Source organism: Spirochaetales bacterium (assembly GCA_016930085.1).
GTDB lineage: Bacteria > Spirochaetota > Spirochaetia > SZUA-6 > JAFGRV01 > JAFGHO01.
The window spans coordinates 1-17,697 of the sequence record JAFGHO010000062.1; the positions used below are offsets into that span (position 1 = coordinate 1).

Genomic DNA, 17,697 nt, shown 5'->3' on the forward strand with positions numbered 1-17,697 from the left:
ATAAGCCATATCCGAGAGAAGTGCTGCTTGATAGTTCGAGGGATCCGTATCAATCGCACGGTCAAAGAGAATAACCTTAATGCCTGCGGCTTTTGCAGACTTTAAGGTGTCGTCCCAACCAGACGCGTTTGCGGCCGAGATCAGGAGATAATCCACTCCATCTCGAATATACCCTTTCGCCGCAGCGATCTGCTCGCTGTTGTCACCGGTGTTGGTCTGTTTTGCATCATAGCCGTTCGCCGTTGAGAAGACATTGTTCATGTCTTCAACATTGGCCTGCCGGTAGCCGGATTCTTCCGGCGGCAGATTTACGATGCCGATCTTGATCAGCCCTGTCGTTTCCTGCTGTGGGCTTCCAAATACTGCCATAGTTATCGCGACTAAAATAACAAGAGCAATAAGTATACTTTTTTTGATCATAGGTACCTCCTGAAAAAATATTTTTTAACGCAAAAAACGTTACTTGTTAACAGAATTCAGATATAGAATCATCGTTTCTCTCTATATGAAAAATTTCTTTATTCCCGGTCGGTAAAACGGTAATTCTGTCAGAAAACCTATTTTCTGTTAGAAAAAAGGATTCTCTGATGGATACAAATCTCCTTTCTTTCTGTTATATGATATATCGTTTATCCCCAGCATCCTTAAGGCAGCAAATAAGGTTTTTCCTGTGTGACGGAATGTAACTGCCGTATGATGGGGATATCGCTTTTCAATCAGCACATGCCGGTAAAAGCGCGCCATTTCTTTTATCCCGATTACTCCGATACCTCCGAAGGACCGGGGTTCGACCGGCAGCACTTCACCCTCGGCTGCATAGCCCATGAGCTTTGTCTCCGCAGTGGATTGAAGCCTGAAAATAGTAATTTCCCCGGGCGCGATTCTTCCCTCCAGGGTACCCCTGGTTATATCCGGGTCTTTGTCCGGCTCCATCAACCTGTGCATAATTAATTGATAATTGATCGTTGGATTTATTAAAAAACAGGAAGGTGTATTGCCGCAATGGAATCCCATAAACATATCAGATGCCTGATATGCTTTTGTTTTTTCATTTGCTTCCCTGATAATATCATAGGGAACAGTGTTGTTGATATCCAGTATTGTTGAAGGTAAGCCGCTTGCACAATAACCAATATATTCACTTAAAACACCATATATATCTACTTCACAGGAAACAGGTATCCCCCTTGATGCGAGCCGTGAGTTGATATAACATGGGACAAATCCAAAATACTTTTCAAAAGCCGGCCAGCACTTGTTTGCAAAAATACCATATCTGCTTGCCCCCAGGTTTTTTTCAAGAAATTGAACAAGAGCAACCTCATATTGTGCCAATTTGGGAAGAATAGCCGGATATGTGTTCCCCGTACCAAGTTCCCTTTTCATTTCTTCAACAACCCCGGGTATTGCCGGATTTCCTTCGGCCGAGTTGTAAATGTCATAGAGGTCCAGTTCGCTGTTTTCCATAATCTCAATGCCAAGGTCATAAAGAGGCTTTATCGGCGCATTGCAGGCAACAAAATCCTGGGGCCGGGGGCCAAAAGAAAATATTTTTAGCTGTTTGACACTTATAAGAATCCTCGCAATCACTAAAAAATTCTCTATCATTGGTACTATTTCATCCGGGGTGCCGACAGGATAGTGGGGAATATAGGGAACCTGTCTCCTTAATCCGCAATTATAGGAAGTGTTCAACATTCCGCAATATGCATCCCCCCTCCCATCAATAAGATCTTTACCACTTTCCTCTGCTGCAGCAACGATCATGACAGGTCCCGGGAATTTTTGAATAAGCATTGTTGTAGGTATTTCAGGACCAAAATTCCCGAGATAAATAATAAGGGAATTGATATTTTTCTCTTTTATTTCATCTATTGCTTTGAGCACATCTTTTTCATTTTCAATTATCGTAATGATTTCTGTAACATTGACATGGTTTTCCCTGCATTCTTGAATCAATATCTTCCTTCGTTTTTTAGATAATTCAATGGGGAAGCAATCCCTGCTTACTGCGATTATTCCTGATGTCACTTTAGCAATGTTATGCATCTTTGTTCCTGAAGAATGTCTATAGTCAACTATTCAATAATTTATTGCGGTATCGTTAACGCAAAAGTGTATATATATTATCACACAATTCTTGCTTGTCAAGCTTTTTTTTATTTTTTTATCTATACAAAAAATAAGAATCCTCAATGATTAAGGATTTTAATTTTACTCCTCCCTTAATAAAATCAGATTGATTGAAGGTTTGATTATTAGTACAACGGATAAAGACTCACACATGGAAAATTTATTTGAGTCAATAAAACGCTATAGCCAACATTAATTCCCGGTGAATCCCTTTATCTATGATTCTACTGCCTGTATTCCTGCAACCTCATCTCTGCTCACCGCAGAGGGGGCGTTTCCGGAAACGGCAGTAGTATATCAGCCATGTTGTTCACCGGGAATTACCGGGTGATACGAACCCTCACTCGCACGCGATTCCCGCGGCCCATCCGGGTATTTTCGAGGAGAGGGCTCCGTCACCGCCGTACACCATCGCCCTCCATTGATCGTCGTCCAGACGGTTTGTAATGGGCTGGGTGAACTCGTAATACCGGTAGGTGTACCCGATCGCGATCCGTTTCCCGCCCTGGCCGTCGTTCAGGGCTACATAGAAGCGGTACGGGATGCCGGTTCCCACTTCAAGGCACGAACCGTCCGCGGTATGGACGTCGGCTATAATCGGCATCTTGAAATCATCGTCTCCCATGGCGTACGCATCGAGATCCACATCCGGGGGAAGAATGATACGGGCAAGCTTCGAAGGAACGGAGACGATATAATCGTTCTGTTCTTCGGTAATCGGTCTGTCACGCGCTTCCAGCTCGACGATGGTCGTCAGCATATCGACGATCCCCTTGAAATCATTGAATTTGTAACGGAAGTCGTCGTTCATCATCCCGTCCTGGGTAAGCATTGAAATGCTGTCTTTGAGAAGCAGCCCGAGCCGGTAGAAAAACCCGAGGTTCGGCTCCACATAACTTATCGGTCTGGGTACGGGATCGATATCAAAAGTCGGTTCGTATCCCATCCCGCCCATCTCGGCGTAACTCTGTTTGACATAGAGGATGGTATCATGGCGGAGTTCAGCCCAGCCGGCGTGGGAGGTGAGAAGCGCCTTGAAATCCCATTTGTCCGACTTCGTAAAAAAGAAGCCGGCGCCCTTTTCGAAGGTCGTGATTTCCTTTATCAGCCTCAGATAGCCATTGTAGAAGGTCCGGCGCCAGTCATACTCGTCATATCCGCCGATCATGTCCGCAAGGTAATAAAAATTATGCCGGTATCCCTCGACTTCATCCATATCCGACCGCAGCAGTTCGGCGGCTTTTTTGCTTCCGAATACCCCCATTATATCCAGACCCTTGACCATCAGGCGGTAAGGATATATCGCGAGGTTGTTGTGAATAAAGGAATCGACGGTAAACCGCTGGCCGAAAAGCCTGAAGCCGGTGTCCGGGCCTTCATCCGTCCCCGTGGACATTCCCTTGATCCCGGGCGAACGCAACTCCTTCACCGCCTTCCCGATAAAGCCGGTAATATTTCCATCATCCTCAAGCCATACTCCGAGGTTTTCCAGATCGACGCTCCCTATGATGAGGGAGATATCATTGAAACTCCAGTCATCGGAAGAGCCGATCAGATACGTGATGGGCTCGAAAAGCGCCCGCCATTTTCGAAAAATGTCGACATTACTCCGCACGATTTTCGTAAGGAGCAGGACGGCCGGGACCATTTCCTTTGAAAGCTTTAATTTTTCCGGGCTTTTATCGGTAATGGTAAAGTGAAGCCTCCCGAACCACATCATGACGCGAAAGTAGGTCTTCAGGTTCTCACTCCTCGTGTAATGTCCCCGCGGCTTGAACTGGGAATAGTCCTCCTTATAGCCGAAAACCGGTGAAGACGTGCTTTCGGATGCCTTAAAAATAAGTTCGAGTTCCCGGCGGACATCATCGGGATAACCGCTGAAGAGATTTTGCACATCCGCTTCGAAAACCGGTTCTTCTTCGTCGTAATAATATTCTTCCAGGTATTCATTTTCCTTGATCGAGAGGTCCTTGCCCGCGATAAATATCCCGTCGGCGACGGTAAAATATTTCCTCAGCATGCCTATTGCCGCGCGCAATTCGTCCTCGCCGGGATCGAGTCGGGATTCATACGTGACGAGTTCCGAAAGAAAATCATAAACGAGTGATTCGAGGAGGGGCAGAAAGAAATTCTCTTCCGTATATTCGAGCATTCTGTCAAAGAGAAGATGCATACAATGGAGAAGGAGGTCGGTTGTGATGAACATGGTCGTCGTCCGGTCGTCCTGAAGCTGCTGGTAAAGGGAGACAAGATCATCGGGCCGGGATGAACTCAGACGATACTCGTCCCTTTCCACTTTCTGGAAAGCGATGGCGTCCGCGGATAGACAACGCCGCATGACGGGGATAACACGCCTGTTTCCGACATGATCGTAAAACCGGGTCTCCTTTTCCGGCTTGTTATAATAATATGACAGCCTGACCGCATCGTCAGTATTTCCCCGATTACCATACCTGCCCGCGCCGATCAAAAACGCGCCGAAAACGATACCGGTTCTCCCGTTGTATTCGGTTCTGTACCAGTAATTGTATTCGTCCATAAACTTGAAAAGACCGTCATATTCATCGTTTGTATTCGTATATTCATGCAATATCGGAATAATCGTTCCTTTTTTTATCTGTGTGATTCGTCTGCCCTCGATATGTTCCGCGGCAGTCGCGCCGGAGGAGAACACGTCCTCATAGAGGAAAACCCGATCACTGCCGATCACCGCGATTTTCCCGTCCCGCCATTGTTCGTAATCGAGGGAATGAAATTCGACCGGATCATTCAGATATATAACGGGGACGTCATATACCGGGGTTTTGGCTTTATATGGAGGCATTTCCCAGCTGCTGTCGGAATAGGTGATTTGCCTGTGTGCCGTTCCATCAGTCGACGCCGAAACGGCTTTCAAATCCGAATCATCGAGAATAAGCGGTGTCTCATCGACAGCACCGGACGCTTCCTCTGTCCCCTCTCCCCCGGCCGTTTCATGTTTGGTGTCGAGACATGAAGAGAAAACAAACAAAACGACCACAATAAATAAAGATAGTTTTTGCATGGTATTCATCCTCCATACGTAAGAGTATATGCTTATTCCTGGACTTGTAAAGCGTATCGGGAGTACCGGCATCGGCGTTCCAACACCCCGTTCAAGCGTTCCTGAAATAATAGGTAAAAAAATAGCTGGTAATATTTTCCGGCTGTTTTCCCGAAAAGCGATAGGAATCGGTATGGTAAAGGAAAACGCAGTCCGCCGGACCATGGGACCGAACCGTTTTTTCAAGGATGGAAAGCCCCCCGATATTATCGGCATAGACATGAAATATTTTTTCTGACTCAAGAGAACGAAGATATGCTTCGTTTTTTTTGTCCCGCTCCATGGTCGTGGTTATACCGGCACCGTGGGAAAAGTCGATAGAAATGAGGAGAAAAGCGCCGGGATCGGTCTTCATAATATCGACGATACTCTCTTCGAGTATACCGATCTCCTTCATACTTCGTCTTGTTTCATCGAGGACGATCGGAACGATTTCCGCTTCGGGGAAATAACGGTGAAGGCAGGGGATCAGCGCACCGATTCCGTGTTCGAAATGCATCGCGTCCCTGTCCTCCCGAATGCGGAGATCCTTTCGTATTTTTTCCACATACGCCGTCTTCACACGGACGACCGCCTCCCCGGCGCGCCAGGGGAGGCTTGAAAGCGATATGGGGCGATTCCCCTGCCGGAAATGCCCGGGGCTGATGATAATGAATGTATCGATACAGCGTAATCTCCGCAATTCGAAAAACCACTGTCCGATCACGGGAAGAACAAGGAGGTGATGGCTGATCGTCCCCGCGTACGGCTGCCTTCCTTCATCTTCGGGCGGGAGAGAGAAGGGGATTGTTGCGGCCCGGTCATCGAATTCCTCCATGCACCGGTAATACCCGGATGCTTTGACAGGATGATACGAATACGGATATGCCGCCGTCTTCCCGCCGCATCCCGCGCAAATGAAAAGTAAGATAAAGGCCGGATATACAATACCGTTCCTCATTATCATTATATGGTAATAAACCCGGCCGTCATCTTCAAGCCCGGTTTCAAATAAAAAAACAGATGACAAGGTACTTGAAAGTTACTTGTGAGTGAATTAGAATAAAGAATAAGGAAAAACGATTACCGGTATTTGCGTGTATGAGGAGGAAATTTTTACTGTGGATATTCCAAAACAGACCTTTAACAGGGCGACTATTTCGGCAACCGGTAATACGATCATGCTTGAAGGCGATATCGACCAGAACGACCCGGAAGAGTTTATCGTCCCGTTTTTTAAAAAAGCGGCATCGATACACTACGATTCGTATATCATCGATATTACCAACCTCGAATATATTAATTCGACGGGGGTGAAGTGCCTCATCGAATTCCTGAAATCCTTGATCCCGCTTTCAAAAGTGATTTTCAGAACAGACCAAAAAAAGCCCTGGCAGCAGAAGTCAATGGGCGCCATCCAGGCGATCGACAAGGACCATATTTCACTTATCGACGCATCTCAATAACCGCGGCTTTTTTCTCTTTTTTTGTTTGTTATTGATGTGCGTTTGTCGTATATTAATAACGTGAATAAGGCCAAATGTCCCCTGACGGTCGGGGTGTACAGCGACACGACCATCTACGATATTCCGATCATGTTTTTCAGGGGAATAAAGGAAATCATCAACGAACATGGTCTGAATTTGCTGTACGCTGCGGGGAAACCAATTCGTTCCCCGGTCGATTACGAATTTCAGGCGAACATCCTCTTTGACCTTTTCGGAAGTGAAAACATCGACGGACTGATCATTCTTTCAAACATCCTGAGTTCGTTCGTGCCTGCCTCGGAACTGACGGATCTCTGCCGTAATTATCATCCGCTTCCCATCATCAGTGCCGGGTTGTTGATCGGGGGAACACCAAGCGTCATCATCGACAACGAATCGGGAATGTACGACGCCGTTTCCCATCTCATCGAAGTTCACGGACACGAAAAAATCGCCTTCCTCCGCGGCCCGGAAGGTCATCCCGATTCGGAAGCGCGTTACCGTGCCTATCTCCGCGCCCTGGCCGACCACGGTTTGAAAGCGGACCCGGAGCTTCTCGTCACCGGTGATTTCCATGATGAAGCCGGGAACCGGGCGATATCGATCCTCATCAATGAACGGAATAAAAAACCCGGTTGTGACGTCACCGCCCTTGTCGCGGCGAACGACTACATGGCAACCGGCGTCATCAAGGAGCTGCAGAACCGGGGGTATCGCCTGCCGCAGGAGTTCGCGGTCGTGGGTTTCGATGACGTGATTTCAGGCCTTTTTCTGAATCCGCCGCTCAGTACGGTTCGCCAGTCGTTTTATGAAATCGGCAAGCGAAGCGCGGAACTCATCATCGCCCTTCTGGACGGTGAAGAAATTTCTCCGGTCACGAAAATCGAAACGACGTTCATCCGGCGGCGGTCGTGCGGCTGCGATGTCGAAAGCGAATCCGTCTTTCACGAATATCCGCCAAGGCTTCCGCCCGAAGTCGAGAACGCACTCTACTCGGATCCCGCCAAATTCCTCGATCATCTGAGTACACTGATATACGATGTGGGACTGCCGCGGAATTACCTCAACATCTGGAACCGGGCGCTCACCTTTCTCCGGCGCCCGGAAGACTGGATGAGGGAAACGGATAATAGAGAAAGAGAAACGGAAGGCGGCGGCCTTGACAACTGGTCCGTTATGGCAAGAACCGCCTATAACGTATTTCAGGATGCGGATTATTCGAGACTTCAGGTCAACACCGCGGTGGGCATTACCTCGACACTCGATATCCCGCGGCTCATGGATATCCTGGAAAAACAACTGCCCTTTTTCGGTATAAAGGAATGCTATCTTGTATTGTACGAACATCCGCCGAAACGCGGGGATCCGCTGAAAATGCCCGGGTTTTCCCGTCTTTTCATGGCTATCGGCAAGAACGGGAGGGAAAAAATTCCGCCGGAAGGGATTCTTTTTCCCACCCGCAGGATCGTTCCGGATAACCTGCACAAAAAACACGGGACCTTCCGTCTTGTCATCGAAGACATTTACTTTGAGAACGAACAAATCGGATACTGGCTGCTCGATACCTCGAGCAATGACGAAAAAGTATACTATATTCTGACACGGCTTATCAGCAGCTCCCTTCAGGGAGCACTCATCCTGAAACGGTACGAGGAACGAACGCTTCAGCTCGCCTCGGCCAATATCGAAATCAGGAACCTCAACGAGCAGCTCAAGGACGAAAACCTCCGGATCCGGACGGAGATGGAAGTGGCGCGGCATATCCAGATGGCCCTGCTTCCGGAAAAAATCAAATCGATTCATCCGGATTTTCAGATCGCAGCCCGTATGATCACTGCCGAAGAGGTCGGCGGGGACTATTACGACGTGAGTCTGGATCATAACGGAACACTCTGGCTGGGTATCGGAGATGTTTCCGGTCACGGGGTGACGGCCGGGCTGATCATGATGATGACACAGACCATTCATACCACAATCACGGCCAACTACGATGTTTCCGCCGGCGACATCGTCGTCATGGTCAACAATGTCCTGTACAAGAACGTGAGCGGTCGAATGGATGAAAGCCTGTTTATGACCTTTACCTCCCTGAAATACCTCGGAAAGGGCCATTTTCAATACGCCGGTTCTCACCTCGATATCCTCGTATACAGAAAGGCAACAAAAAACATCGAACAGATAGAGACAGCGGGATCCTGGCTGAATATCAAGGCCGATATCAGGGAAAAGACACAAAACGCGGAGATGGATCTCCGGATCGGAGACACGTTGATCCTGTTTACGGACGGGCTGATCGAGGTATTCGACTCGAAACAAACCCTTCTTGACATGGAAGGTTTTATAAAGATCGTGCACTCCCACGCGGAAAAAGACGTGGAGGAGATGCAGGATGCGATATTCGCCGATATTGAAGCATGGTGTGAAGGAAAACCGAAAGACGATATGTCGCTTGTCATTGCCCGAAGAGTCAGGTAACGGGAGGGCTGAACGCGTGAGGTATACTGATTTCGGAAGATATACGGGAAGAGGGGGGTGTGTGAAAAAGAGTAAAATTGTTGAAAGTCGACAATATATACGTTACATTATAACTAAAGGATAATGGATTGTTTTATTTAAAGCTACAGTTTAATCCAAAATGGGATGATATCGTCGTAATAAGAAAGTTCATCACGTCGATGTTGACACAGCAGATAACCAATTATGAGGAAGCATACCGTGTCGCCCTGGTTGCCTCCGAACTCATCGAGAACGTGTGCAGGTATTCGACAGGAGGAATGGCGAGCATCGATCTCGAACAGGGAAAAAACAAGTCCGATATCGAGCTGAGAATACGGAATCTTACAAAAAAAGAGAATATCGAAGAGTTTAAAAAGGTTTTTTCCATCATCAACAGCGGGTCGGCCCTGGACGCCTATAAAGCCATGATGCTGCGCGTGGTGAACAGCGACGATAATTCGTTAAGCCAGCTCGGACTTGCGAGAATTCGATATGAAGGCCGTTCCGAACTCGATTATGAAGTAGAATCCGATATTAAACCGCTCATGAAAGGGAACATTTCCATCGATAGGAATAACAAACCGCTGGTTTTATGCATAAAAAGCAAAATGTCGATCGAACTAAAGGATAACGGAGAAGCTCATGGGGTTTAGGATACCAAAAAAAACATATGACAGGGCAACGATCTCTGCAAGAGACAATACGATTGTTCTGGAAGGCGATATCGATCATGACAACCCGGATTCATTTCTCAAGCCCTTTTTCAAGGAAGTTTCCTCCCGTTTTCATGATCTGCTTATCCTCGATATCACCAATCTCGAGTTCCTCAATTCATCCGGTATCAAATGCATGCTCGATTTCCTGAAAACAAGGGCGCCCGAATCGAAGGTAATTATAAAAACGGACAGAAGTAAAACCTGGCAACGAAATTCAATGTCTGTCGTGCAATCCCTGGACGAACACAATATCGCACTCGATGATATCGACCGTCAGGAATAATGACAGGGGATATACGTGGATCTGTATGAAATCCTGAAACAGATTGCAATACCAAGACCATGCCACAGCAAAACCCTCGACCAGGTCATCGGGTCGATAAAAGACCTGCTCGCCGCACGGGACATCCCTTTTACTACACAGGAAATAACGCTTCTACCCTTCCCTCATTCTTGAAATCTTCGCCCTCATCGCGGGCGTACTTTTTTTTATCTTTATTCTTTAAAACAAGCCCGTTATCGCACTTGTCTGCGTGATCCTCATCCCGGTTGTTCTTATTCTGGAAACGGAGTGCTTTGTCCACATTATCTCCCCGATCGTCACAAAAAAGAGTGAGAATATCATTATGACATTCGACGTCGAGAAACCGGAACGGGAACTCATTTTTGCAGCCCATATGGATTCTAAAACGGACGTCTTCGACCATGTGGACCGCCAGATTATCATGATACTGCTTGCCCCCGTCCTCATCATAAGCCTTGCTTATCCCCGTATATATTCTTGTGTCACGGAAGGTCAAGAAGCCGGCCGGGAAAATACCGATACTGGTGACACGAATACTCTCCGGCGCGTTCTGTGTGTTCTGGATATTCTTCTTTATTCGTATGGGGGGGTTCATTTTTTTGAAAGAACAGAGTCCCGGTGCCGTTGATGACGGAACCGCCGCCGTTTCTCTCATCGGTCCGGCGGACCGGATCAATCGGGGTGACATCGAGCAGGGAAACTCACGGATAACGGTTCTCCTGACAACCGGAGAAGAAATCGGTTTGCAGGGCGCGGATGCCTATGTGGACGCCTACTACCGGAAAGCGGACAGAACGGGCGAACCGGATCCGTTTCTGATCAACCTCGAACTCGTTGCACAGAACGGGAACCTCAATTACTGGGAAAAAATCGGTGTTTTCCTTATCTATTACCGCACATCGGCCGGATTGATCGAAAGAATCGGAAACGCCTGGAAGGAGGTGTCGGGCCGTGATATCGAGGCCGTCGATCTGCCCATCGGAGACGATTCTTACCGGTTTCATCCCCTCGGTATTCCCGCGGTGACGATCAGTCATACCGGTGTACCGGGTGAGGGATTCGGCGGTTTCCACACACCGAAAGACAATATCGAACGGGTCAATCGCGAAAACCTGGCATTGATGGTCCCCCTGTTTAAGGCTTTTATCGAAGGATACAATTCAGAAATATAAGCCGAAGGCGGCATACAGTATTTTTTTGTTCCGAAAAAAAATATTTTTTTTAATACCGGCTTGAACACTTCCATGTCTTCCTTTAGGATAGACTATCGCATGATTTACACAAATAGCGTATATGCCGCCGCGGGAAACACGGCACCCCGGTAACCACCGATTAATAAACGGAACGGGCGGACCGCCCGGACATACATTCATCTTGAGAAGAAAGGAAAAAACACATGAAGAAAAAAAGATTTCTTTACAGAGTATTGGTTTTTCTCATCGCTCTGCTTCCCGTTTATTTCATCCTGAAAAGCTGCGGCGGGTGCTACCCGGACGTGAAGGTAAATTCCTCGTCGAAAAGCGGTTCGGCAATGATCGAAATCCGCAATATTCCCAGACCGAACGACGGAACCGATTATGTCAGCATCGTCATCGGCGGAACCCTTCAGGGCTCATCCGAGGGAAGCGGCCGGTCGAGTTTTTCCGAAACCAAAACATACGAGGTGACACCCTCCGCCGTCAATCCGGCACCGCTTGTTACCAAGACCGCACTCAAACCGGGAACATGGCGCGTCACCGCATCTTCTTCCGGCTGGAGTGCCGGCGGGACCGGAACAATCTCAGCCGGCGGATCGAAGACTTTCATCTTCACCTACAGCAGTTCCGCCGTAAAAGTCGAATGAGAAGAAAGGAAAAACACACATGATAAAAAAAAGCGTATGGTTTCGGACAATCATCTGTATTGTCTTGATCTTCAGTCTGACCGTTCCGGTTTTTTCGGGCGGAAAACCGAAAGTGGAAGTCGACATCCCCTTTGATGAGATTTACGGTCTCATCGAGGCACTCGAAGAAGCGGGTAATAATGTCGTCGGTCAGGCGGGTGTCGAAATCAGGGCGGCGATCGATAAAATATCGAGCGAACTGGAAGCGAGACTCGACCAGATGAAGGAGATCGGTGAAGATCTCTGGAAAATGATGTACGGAGATATATCGAAAGAAATCGCCGGTATCAAAAAATTCCTCCTCGAATACACGAAAGAAGTGAACAGGATGGTGGAAGAACGGATCAAACAGATCGATAAAGCCCTCGCCCGCCGGCTCGATCAACTCGCCGACATTATCACGGATACGATAAACGAAATCGATGATGTCATCCAGCGAACGATAAAACAGGCCGAAGAAAGCGCGATCAATGTCATCGATGCCGGTGAAAAAAGCATTATCACGGTGCTCGATAATGCCGCGGTGAATATTGTCAGAATCGTCCTAATCATCGTCCTCGTAATTCTCCTTGTCATCGTGGTGGTGTTTGCCTGGAAGAATATACTTCCAAAGACGGTCCCTGCAATCGTCATTACTTCGATACTCGGGGTGATTATCATCGGTCTTTGCCTTACCTTCATATTCAGCAATACGGTAATGTCGTATGTGTTCGGGAGAAAGATCGAACTGACACAGCCGCAGATCGCCCAGAAAAAAGGCAACGAGGCATACGACGATCTCGTCGCATCCGCCAAATCGGAAACAAACCTGAAGGATCTGAGGGAAAAAGGCACAACGGTGTTGAAAGATCTCCTTGAAGCAAAATATGTGACCCGGGACGCGGCCGAACTCAAGAAAATCAATGAGAAAATCGAATCCGTCAATACCTTGCTCTATCCGCCGCCAAAACCGGAAACAGACGTCAACCTCGGGAAATTCAGCAAATATTACAGTGAAAGGCTTGATATTCTCAAAGAGAACGCCCATATTCTCAACGTGAAACCGGAAGCCCTCTATCTCACGCCGGACAAACTCAAAATCAATCCGGGGCTTCTCAAGTTTAAATAACCCTGGATACTATCATCTACTCAACGTCAGCAGTGGGGGCTGTCCAATAAGTTTGGACACCCCCCTTTTTTTATTACTTTCCCCATACCTCGATGGTGGCGCGGCCCGTCCGTTTGTTCTTGCTTCTGTAAAAGAACTCGATTCGTTTGATCACCCGTTCCTTGCCGGGAAGGTCGATCACCCTGCTTCGCGATGATTCCGCAAAATGAAGCCTCGTCTTCGGTGAATAACGTTCGTTGTTGGCAAAAATAATCACGATATCGTACATCTCGATCGCACTGTCATGAACCGCGATCATGATCTGCCTGAACCGGCCTTTACCGAATCCGGAAATCACATCCTTTTCACCTTTCAGGTTCACCTTCCGTTCACCGATTTTCATCCATTCTTTCCTGCCGGCAACCGGTGTCGTTTGTTTTTTGACTTGAATTTCGACACATCCCGCACAGACAAGGATAAAGAACCCGGCCAAAAATATAACGCTTAGCTTATTGCCGTACATCGCTTCCTCCTTTGTTCACGTAAAAATTCAGCCGCAAGGCTGGCGGATTCCTTGGGTTCATGAAAAATTGAGATCGTCCCGGAACCTGCAACACGGTTTTTCCGCAACCCCCGGTCGAATTCCCTCACTTCTTTGTCCCCGTCACGTCGGGAATTTCAGAGGTTGTGAAACGGTACAATGAGAAGTATATGTCCGTATTTTACGCTGTCAAGAAAATAACATAGACGCCCGGGGCTCAGCCGGGCGTCTTTAAAGCGAAAAAGTGGTAGTAATGAGATTCTGCCGTTGTCCTTTTCGGGGACAGTGCCGCCATACGATTCGGCGTATCACCGCAACCGTCATAGTATTTCAATCAGCGGTACGATTTTTTATCGATCATCTTCCTGATTGACACTGAACCCCTTCTGTATAGTTTTATACATATAACTTATAAGCCGATTGAAAGATCAATAATAAATTATTTGTTTTATTTTCGTATAGATGAAATGTCCTAAGACAATGAGATTATTGTATCTGCCGGAGTGCCTGGGAAATATTCAGTGAATAATCCCCGATCCGTTCAAAGTGGCGAACGATATCGATGAAAAGCAGTTGCGCGTTGACATCATAGCCTTTCTGAAGCCGTTTTCTGGCGTTTCGTTTCAGGGTATTCCTCGATTCATCCACGATGTTCTCGAGTTCGAATGCCCGCTCGAGATCGTATCGGCTAAGGTGCTGGTTGAGGTGCTCGAGAATAAATGAAATGAAGCTTTTTACCTGCTTCGCGTATTTATCGATTTCATGAAGGGACTCCTTGTCCATCTTCACCTTTTTATCATACCTCCGTTTTGCCATCAGCATCAGACTGAAACAGCTGTCCCCGATACTCTCCAGTTCATGGGTGATACGCAGCATGGCGGTCACGTTATTGACACTGATCTCATTCAGATTTTCTTTCGCGCATTCGGCCAGGAATTTCGATATTTCCAACTGCATCTGGTCCGTCAATTCTTCGTCTTCCTTTGCCTTGTCGATCAGGTCCCTCATGTTTTTATCCGGATTATCGAACACCTTGAGAAACTCATCGAACATCACTTCCGTAATTTTCGCCATCTTATGAAGTTCGCGCTTTGCCTGCAGAATATTCAGTTCGGGGGTGTCCTGGATTGATGTTTTAAAATATTCCAGACGATAACGGGTCGTTTTTTCGTCTTTTCTTTCACGGCCGAGTTTTTCCGACAGTTTGACGAGCTGCGGCACGAACCAGATAAAGATAAAGGTGTTGATGAGATTGAAAAGACTGTGAAACATCGATAGATGGACCGGTATGTTGTCGGGCACAGCCATCGCTCCGGGTACGATCAGATCGATCAGATGAATAAAAGGATAAAACAGGGGGAATATCCAGAGAACGCCGAATAGTTTGAACACCATATGTATTCTCGCCGCCCGGCGGGCATTCACGTTTGTTTTGAACGACGCGAGAATCGCGGTAATGGTCGTCCCGATATTCTCACCGAGGACAATCGCCGCGGCCGTCTCGAAATCGATATATCCCACAAACGCCAGCGTGATCGTTATGGCCATTGCCGCGCTCGAGGACTGGACGATCATCGTCAAAACGGTTCCGACCAGAATAAAAAAAGCAAGCGAGAGATAGTGCCTGTTCGTAAAATACTGTAGAAACGCAAGCGCTTCCGGATCGATTTTAGGTACTGTCTCTTTCAGGAACCGCAGCCCGAGAAAAAGAAGTCCCAATCCGACAAGCACTTCCCCGATATCGCGGTACCGGTGTTTTTTCGAGAAAATAAAGGGGAACCCGAATGCGAAGAACGGAAGCCCGATAGCCGTGATATCCATTTTAAATCCGAAAATCGAAACGATCCAGCCGGTCACGGTCGTCCCGATACTCGCCCCCATAATGACACCGATCGATTGCGTAAGGGTAAGCAGTCCGGCATTGACGAAACTGACGACCAGTACCGTGGTGGCGGACGAGGACTGGATAAGCGCGGTAATCGCGAATCCGGTAAACACACCCGCGAACCTGTTTGTCGTCATAAAACTGAGGATCGAATGGAGTTTTTCTCCGGCAACCTTTTGAATCCCGTCACTCATGACTTTCATCCCGTAGATGAAAAAGGCGAGGCTGCCGATGACGGTCACAAGCTTGACGATAATCATAGTGCTTTTTCTGTACGATGGTTCATGGTCACCACCCGGTTTTTTCCGATTCTATACTGTTTTTATATATGTTTTCGACACGAATGTAAACAAAAAAGGGCTGCTGCTTCATACCGCCCATAAAAAATCACATAATTGTCACATCACGATGCCCGGTCAACTCAACACAACTCATCCACAAGCCCGACATAATATCTCGCGATCAGGAGGGCATCGACGATGTTGACCGTACCGTCGCAATTCGCATCCGAAGCTTCAACCAGAAAATTCGCCGGGTCCAGGCCGACATAGTATTGCGCCACAAGAAGGGCGTCGACGATATTGATCGATCCGTCCCCATTGACATCGCCGGTCGTATAGCCGGGGGATGTTGGATCGGGCGGATTCGTTCCTGCAGGGGGGGATGTCGGGGTGACGATTCCACCGCCCGGTTCCGTCCCGAAGACCCGTTCCCCGTCAAGATACACCGGTATGCGCTCGTTGAGTGAATACGAAGCACCCACCCCTGCGCGGCTGTAATCGTTCGAAGAATCCCAGTTCTCCGTGTAGGTATCATCCTGTTTCGCGACAAGGGCGAAATGAAGTTCGAGATCTCCGTACCATTCCGCATATTCCCAGGCGTATTCCATATAATAGATACCTTCCGCCTCGTTAAAAGCAACCGGCCCCGTACGCCGTGTGGTCATACTGCCGCTGCTCGCGATCGACAGTTCGTCGTACATGATATCATGGGTAACCGCACCGATGTCCTGTCCGTGATCGACGAGTTCACTGATATCGAAATAGTAACGGCAGCTCATCCCGTCTTCGTATCGGGGCGGGCGGGTCGTTTCATTATGTATTCTGATCGTGATCTGGGTCCGCTGTGAATTGTCCTGTTCCAGCTTCGATTCCGCGAAAAAGAAATCCTCATCCGGCTCTGCGGGCGGGAAGTTCGAAAGCGGTCGGTCACCCGAGCCCCACAGCAGATAATGGCCGGCAAGCGCCCCGACAAACGCGGCATTGTAGTCCACACCGACCTCGTTATAGACAAAATCCGACGTTACATCGGCATGGTTGTCGCTTCCGTCCGGACCGCCGACCAGGGCCCCCCAGAGCACGTGTTCGGGATCGGGCGGATCGTCCATCGCATTGGTTTTCGAGCCGTGGGCCGCCCGGTGATGCGGATGGCTCGCCGATTCCTCGGGCGAGGGGTAGCCCACCTCGTAGGAATAACCCATCGGATTATCCCCCAGGATATATTCCATCTGACCCCGCGCCCACTCCGCCATGGGCAGGGAGTCCGGATGGTACTTGTGATAAACGAGGGCGCAAAGCTGCGCCGCGGTGTTATATCGCGCGGACCCCCATGTGTTGATCATCGCGTATCCTGCGGGAGTCGGTGCGAGGTAATTGGAGTCCGATGAATCCTCATGCGGGACGGCCCCGCCGGACCAGAACTCGAGGTTCCACCTGCCGAAGTAATCGAAGTCCTCCCTGTCCGGAAAAAGACAGGCGAGTTTGGTAAAGGTACCCCCCCATGTTGCGTCCCAGCAGTGTACCCAGATATTCTGCCAGGTATTCGAGGTGGTGGAGATTATCTTTTTCATGTATCCGGTATAAAGGCCGCTCGAATCGGTCGCATCGATATGATCGATATAGGTTTCGTCCCCGCTACAGACATACAGCCAGACAGCGGCCCAGGACAGATCGTCTTCGTAATCCCGTGAATTATAGAACCCGTCACCAGTCCCGAGTCCGGTATGGGTTCTTCCCAGATTATAGAGGGCCTTGGCGTAGGTCAGGCATTTATCGGCGTACGCCGCATCGATTTCCCGGTAATTGAGGGACATGATCGAAAGGGCC

15 protein-coding genes are annotated in these 17,697 nt (G+C 48.3%); 7 read left to right on the forward strand and 8 right to left on the reverse strand.

From position 1 onward, the window contains the following. The 4 genes from JW881_10750 to amrB form a co-directional block, all read right to left on the reverse strand. Positions 1 to 420, reverse strand: a 420-nt coding sequence (locus JW881_10750) for a substrate-binding domain-containing protein (GenBank protein MBN1697982.1), incomplete at its 3' end; no start/stop codon positions are given. A 147-nt stretch (positions 421 to 567) separates the two neighbouring features. Then, positions 568 to 2,049, reverse strand: coding sequence for a fucose isomerase (locus JW881_10755; protein ID MBN1697983.1), 1,482 nt, complete (start codon positions 2,047 to 2,049; stop codon positions 568 to 570). Positions 2,050 to 2,473: 424 nt separating this feature from the next. Then, entirely contained in the window at positions 2,474 to 5,176 is a 2,703-nt protein-coding gene (locus JW881_10760) for a DUF3160 domain-containing protein (GenBank protein MBN1697984.1), read from the reverse strand. 91 nt (positions 5,177 to 5,267) lie between these two features. Next, positions 5,268 to 6,155, reverse strand: a complete 888-nt coding sequence (amrB, locus tag JW881_10765) for an AmmeMemoRadiSam system protein B (GenBank protein ID MBN1697985.1) — start codon at positions 6,153 to 6,155, stop codon at positions 5,268 to 5,270. Positions 6,156 to 6,315: 160 nt separating this feature from the next. Between amrB and JW881_10770 the strand changes: the two genes are divergently transcribed. The 4 genes from JW881_10770 (at position 6,316) to JW881_10785 (ending at position 10,176) form a co-directional block, all read left to right on the forward strand. Next, positions 6,316 to 6,660, forward strand: coding sequence for a hypothetical protein (locus JW881_10770; protein ID MBN1697986.1), 345 nt, complete (start codon positions 6,316 to 6,318; stop codon positions 6,658 to 6,660). A 60-nt stretch (positions 6,661 to 6,720) separates the two neighbouring features. Further along, positions 6,721 to 9,156, forward strand: coding sequence for a substrate-binding domain-containing protein (locus JW881_10775; protein MBN1697987.1), 2,436 nt, complete (start codon positions 6,721 to 6,723; stop codon positions 9,154 to 9,156). A 128-nt stretch (positions 9,157 to 9,284) separates the two neighbouring features. Then, positions 9,285 to 9,830: a hypothetical protein gene (locus JW881_10780; protein ID MBN1697988.1), complete on the forward strand. Its 546-nt coding sequence runs from the start codon at positions 9,285 to 9,287 to the stop codon at positions 9,828 to 9,830. Next, positions 9,820 to 10,176, forward strand: coding sequence for a hypothetical protein (locus tag JW881_10785; GenBank protein ID MBN1697989.1), 357 nt, complete (start codon positions 9,820 to 9,822; stop codon positions 10,174 to 10,176). The genes JW881_10780 and JW881_10785 overlap by 11 nt, the downstream gene beginning before the upstream one ends. Before the next feature lie 133 nt (positions 10,177 to 10,309). Here JW881_10785 and JW881_10790 read toward each other — a convergent pair whose 3' ends face one another. After that, positions 10,310 to 10,792, reverse strand: coding sequence for a hypothetical protein (locus JW881_10790; protein MBN1697990.1), 483 nt, complete (start codon positions 10,790 to 10,792; stop codon positions 10,310 to 10,312). 4 nt (positions 10,793 to 10,796) lie between these two features. On the opposite strand from JW881_10790, the gene JW881_10795 reads away from it, so the two are divergent. The 3 genes from JW881_10795 to JW881_10805 all read left to right on the forward strand — a co-directional run bounded on the left by JW881_10795 (position 10,797) and on the right by JW881_10805 (position 13,187). Beyond that, complete coding sequence (locus JW881_10795; protein ID MBN1697991.1) at positions 10,797 to 11,369, forward strand: M20/M25/M40 family metallo-hydrolase; 573 nt, start codon at positions 10,797 to 10,799, stop codon at positions 11,367 to 11,369. A 224-nt stretch (positions 11,370 to 11,593) separates the two neighbouring features. Beyond that, on the forward strand, positions 11,594 to 12,040 hold the full coding sequence (locus tag JW881_10800) for a hypothetical protein (protein ID MBN1697992.1): 447 nt from the start codon (positions 11,594 to 11,596) through the stop codon (positions 12,038 to 12,040). A 19-nt stretch (positions 12,041 to 12,059) separates the two neighbouring features. Beyond that, a complete protein-coding gene (locus tag JW881_10805) occupies positions 12,060 to 13,187 on the forward strand; it encodes a hypothetical protein (protein MBN1697993.1) in 1,128 nt (375 codons plus the stop codon). A gap of 73 nt (positions 13,188 to 13,260) precedes the next feature. Here JW881_10805 and JW881_10810 read toward each other — a convergent pair whose 3' ends face one another. From JW881_10810 to JW881_10820, 3 genes are all read right to left on the reverse strand, one after another. Next, positions 13,261 to 13,689: a hypothetical protein gene (locus JW881_10810; protein MBN1697994.1), complete on the reverse strand. Its 429-nt coding sequence runs from the start codon at positions 13,687 to 13,689 to the stop codon at positions 13,261 to 13,263. Positions 13,690 to 14,193: 504 nt separating this feature from the next. Next, positions 14,194 to 15,849, reverse strand: coding sequence for a Na/Pi cotransporter family protein (locus JW881_10815; protein ID MBN1697995.1), 1,656 nt, complete (start codon positions 15,847 to 15,849; stop codon positions 14,194 to 14,196). A 164-nt stretch (positions 15,850 to 16,013) separates the two neighbouring features. Continuing rightward, a partial coding sequence (locus tag JW881_10820; protein ID MBN1697996.1) for a glycoside hydrolase family 9 protein occupies positions 16,014 to 17,697 on the reverse strand: 1,684 nt, incomplete at its 5' end.

Excerpts from the sequence above, each read along its gene's own strand:
- JW881_10755 (MBN1697983.1), bottom strand. The coding sequence starts at position 2,049 with ATGCATAACATTGCTAAAGTGACATCAGGAATAATCGCAGTAAGCAGG.
- JW881_10760 (MBN1697984.1), bottom strand. The coding sequence starts at position 5,176 with ATGCAAAAACTATCTTTATTTATTGTGGTCGTTTTGTTTGTTTTCTCT.
- amrB (MBN1697985.1), bottom strand. The coding sequence starts at position 6,155 with ATGAGGAACGGTATTGTATATCCGGCCTTTATCTTACTTTTCATTTGC.
- JW881_10785 (MBN1697989.1), top strand. The coding sequence starts at position 9,820 with ATGGGGTTTAGGATACCAAAAAAAACATATGACAGGGCAACGATCTCT.
- JW881_10790 (MBN1697990.1), bottom strand. The coding sequence starts at position 10,792 with ATGAACCCCCCCATACGAATAAAGAAGAATATCCAGAACACACAGAAC.
- JW881_10800 (MBN1697992.1), top strand. The coding sequence starts at position 11,594 with ATGAAGAAAAAAAGATTTCTTTACAGAGTATTGGTTTTTCTCATCGCT.
- JW881_10805 (MBN1697993.1), top strand. The coding sequence starts at position 12,060 with ATGATAAAAAAAAGCGTATGGTTTCGGACAATCATCTGTATTGTCTTG.
- JW881_10810 (MBN1697994.1), bottom strand. The coding sequence starts at position 13,689 with ATGTACGGCAATAAGCTAAGCGTTATATTTTTGGCCGGGTTCTTTATC.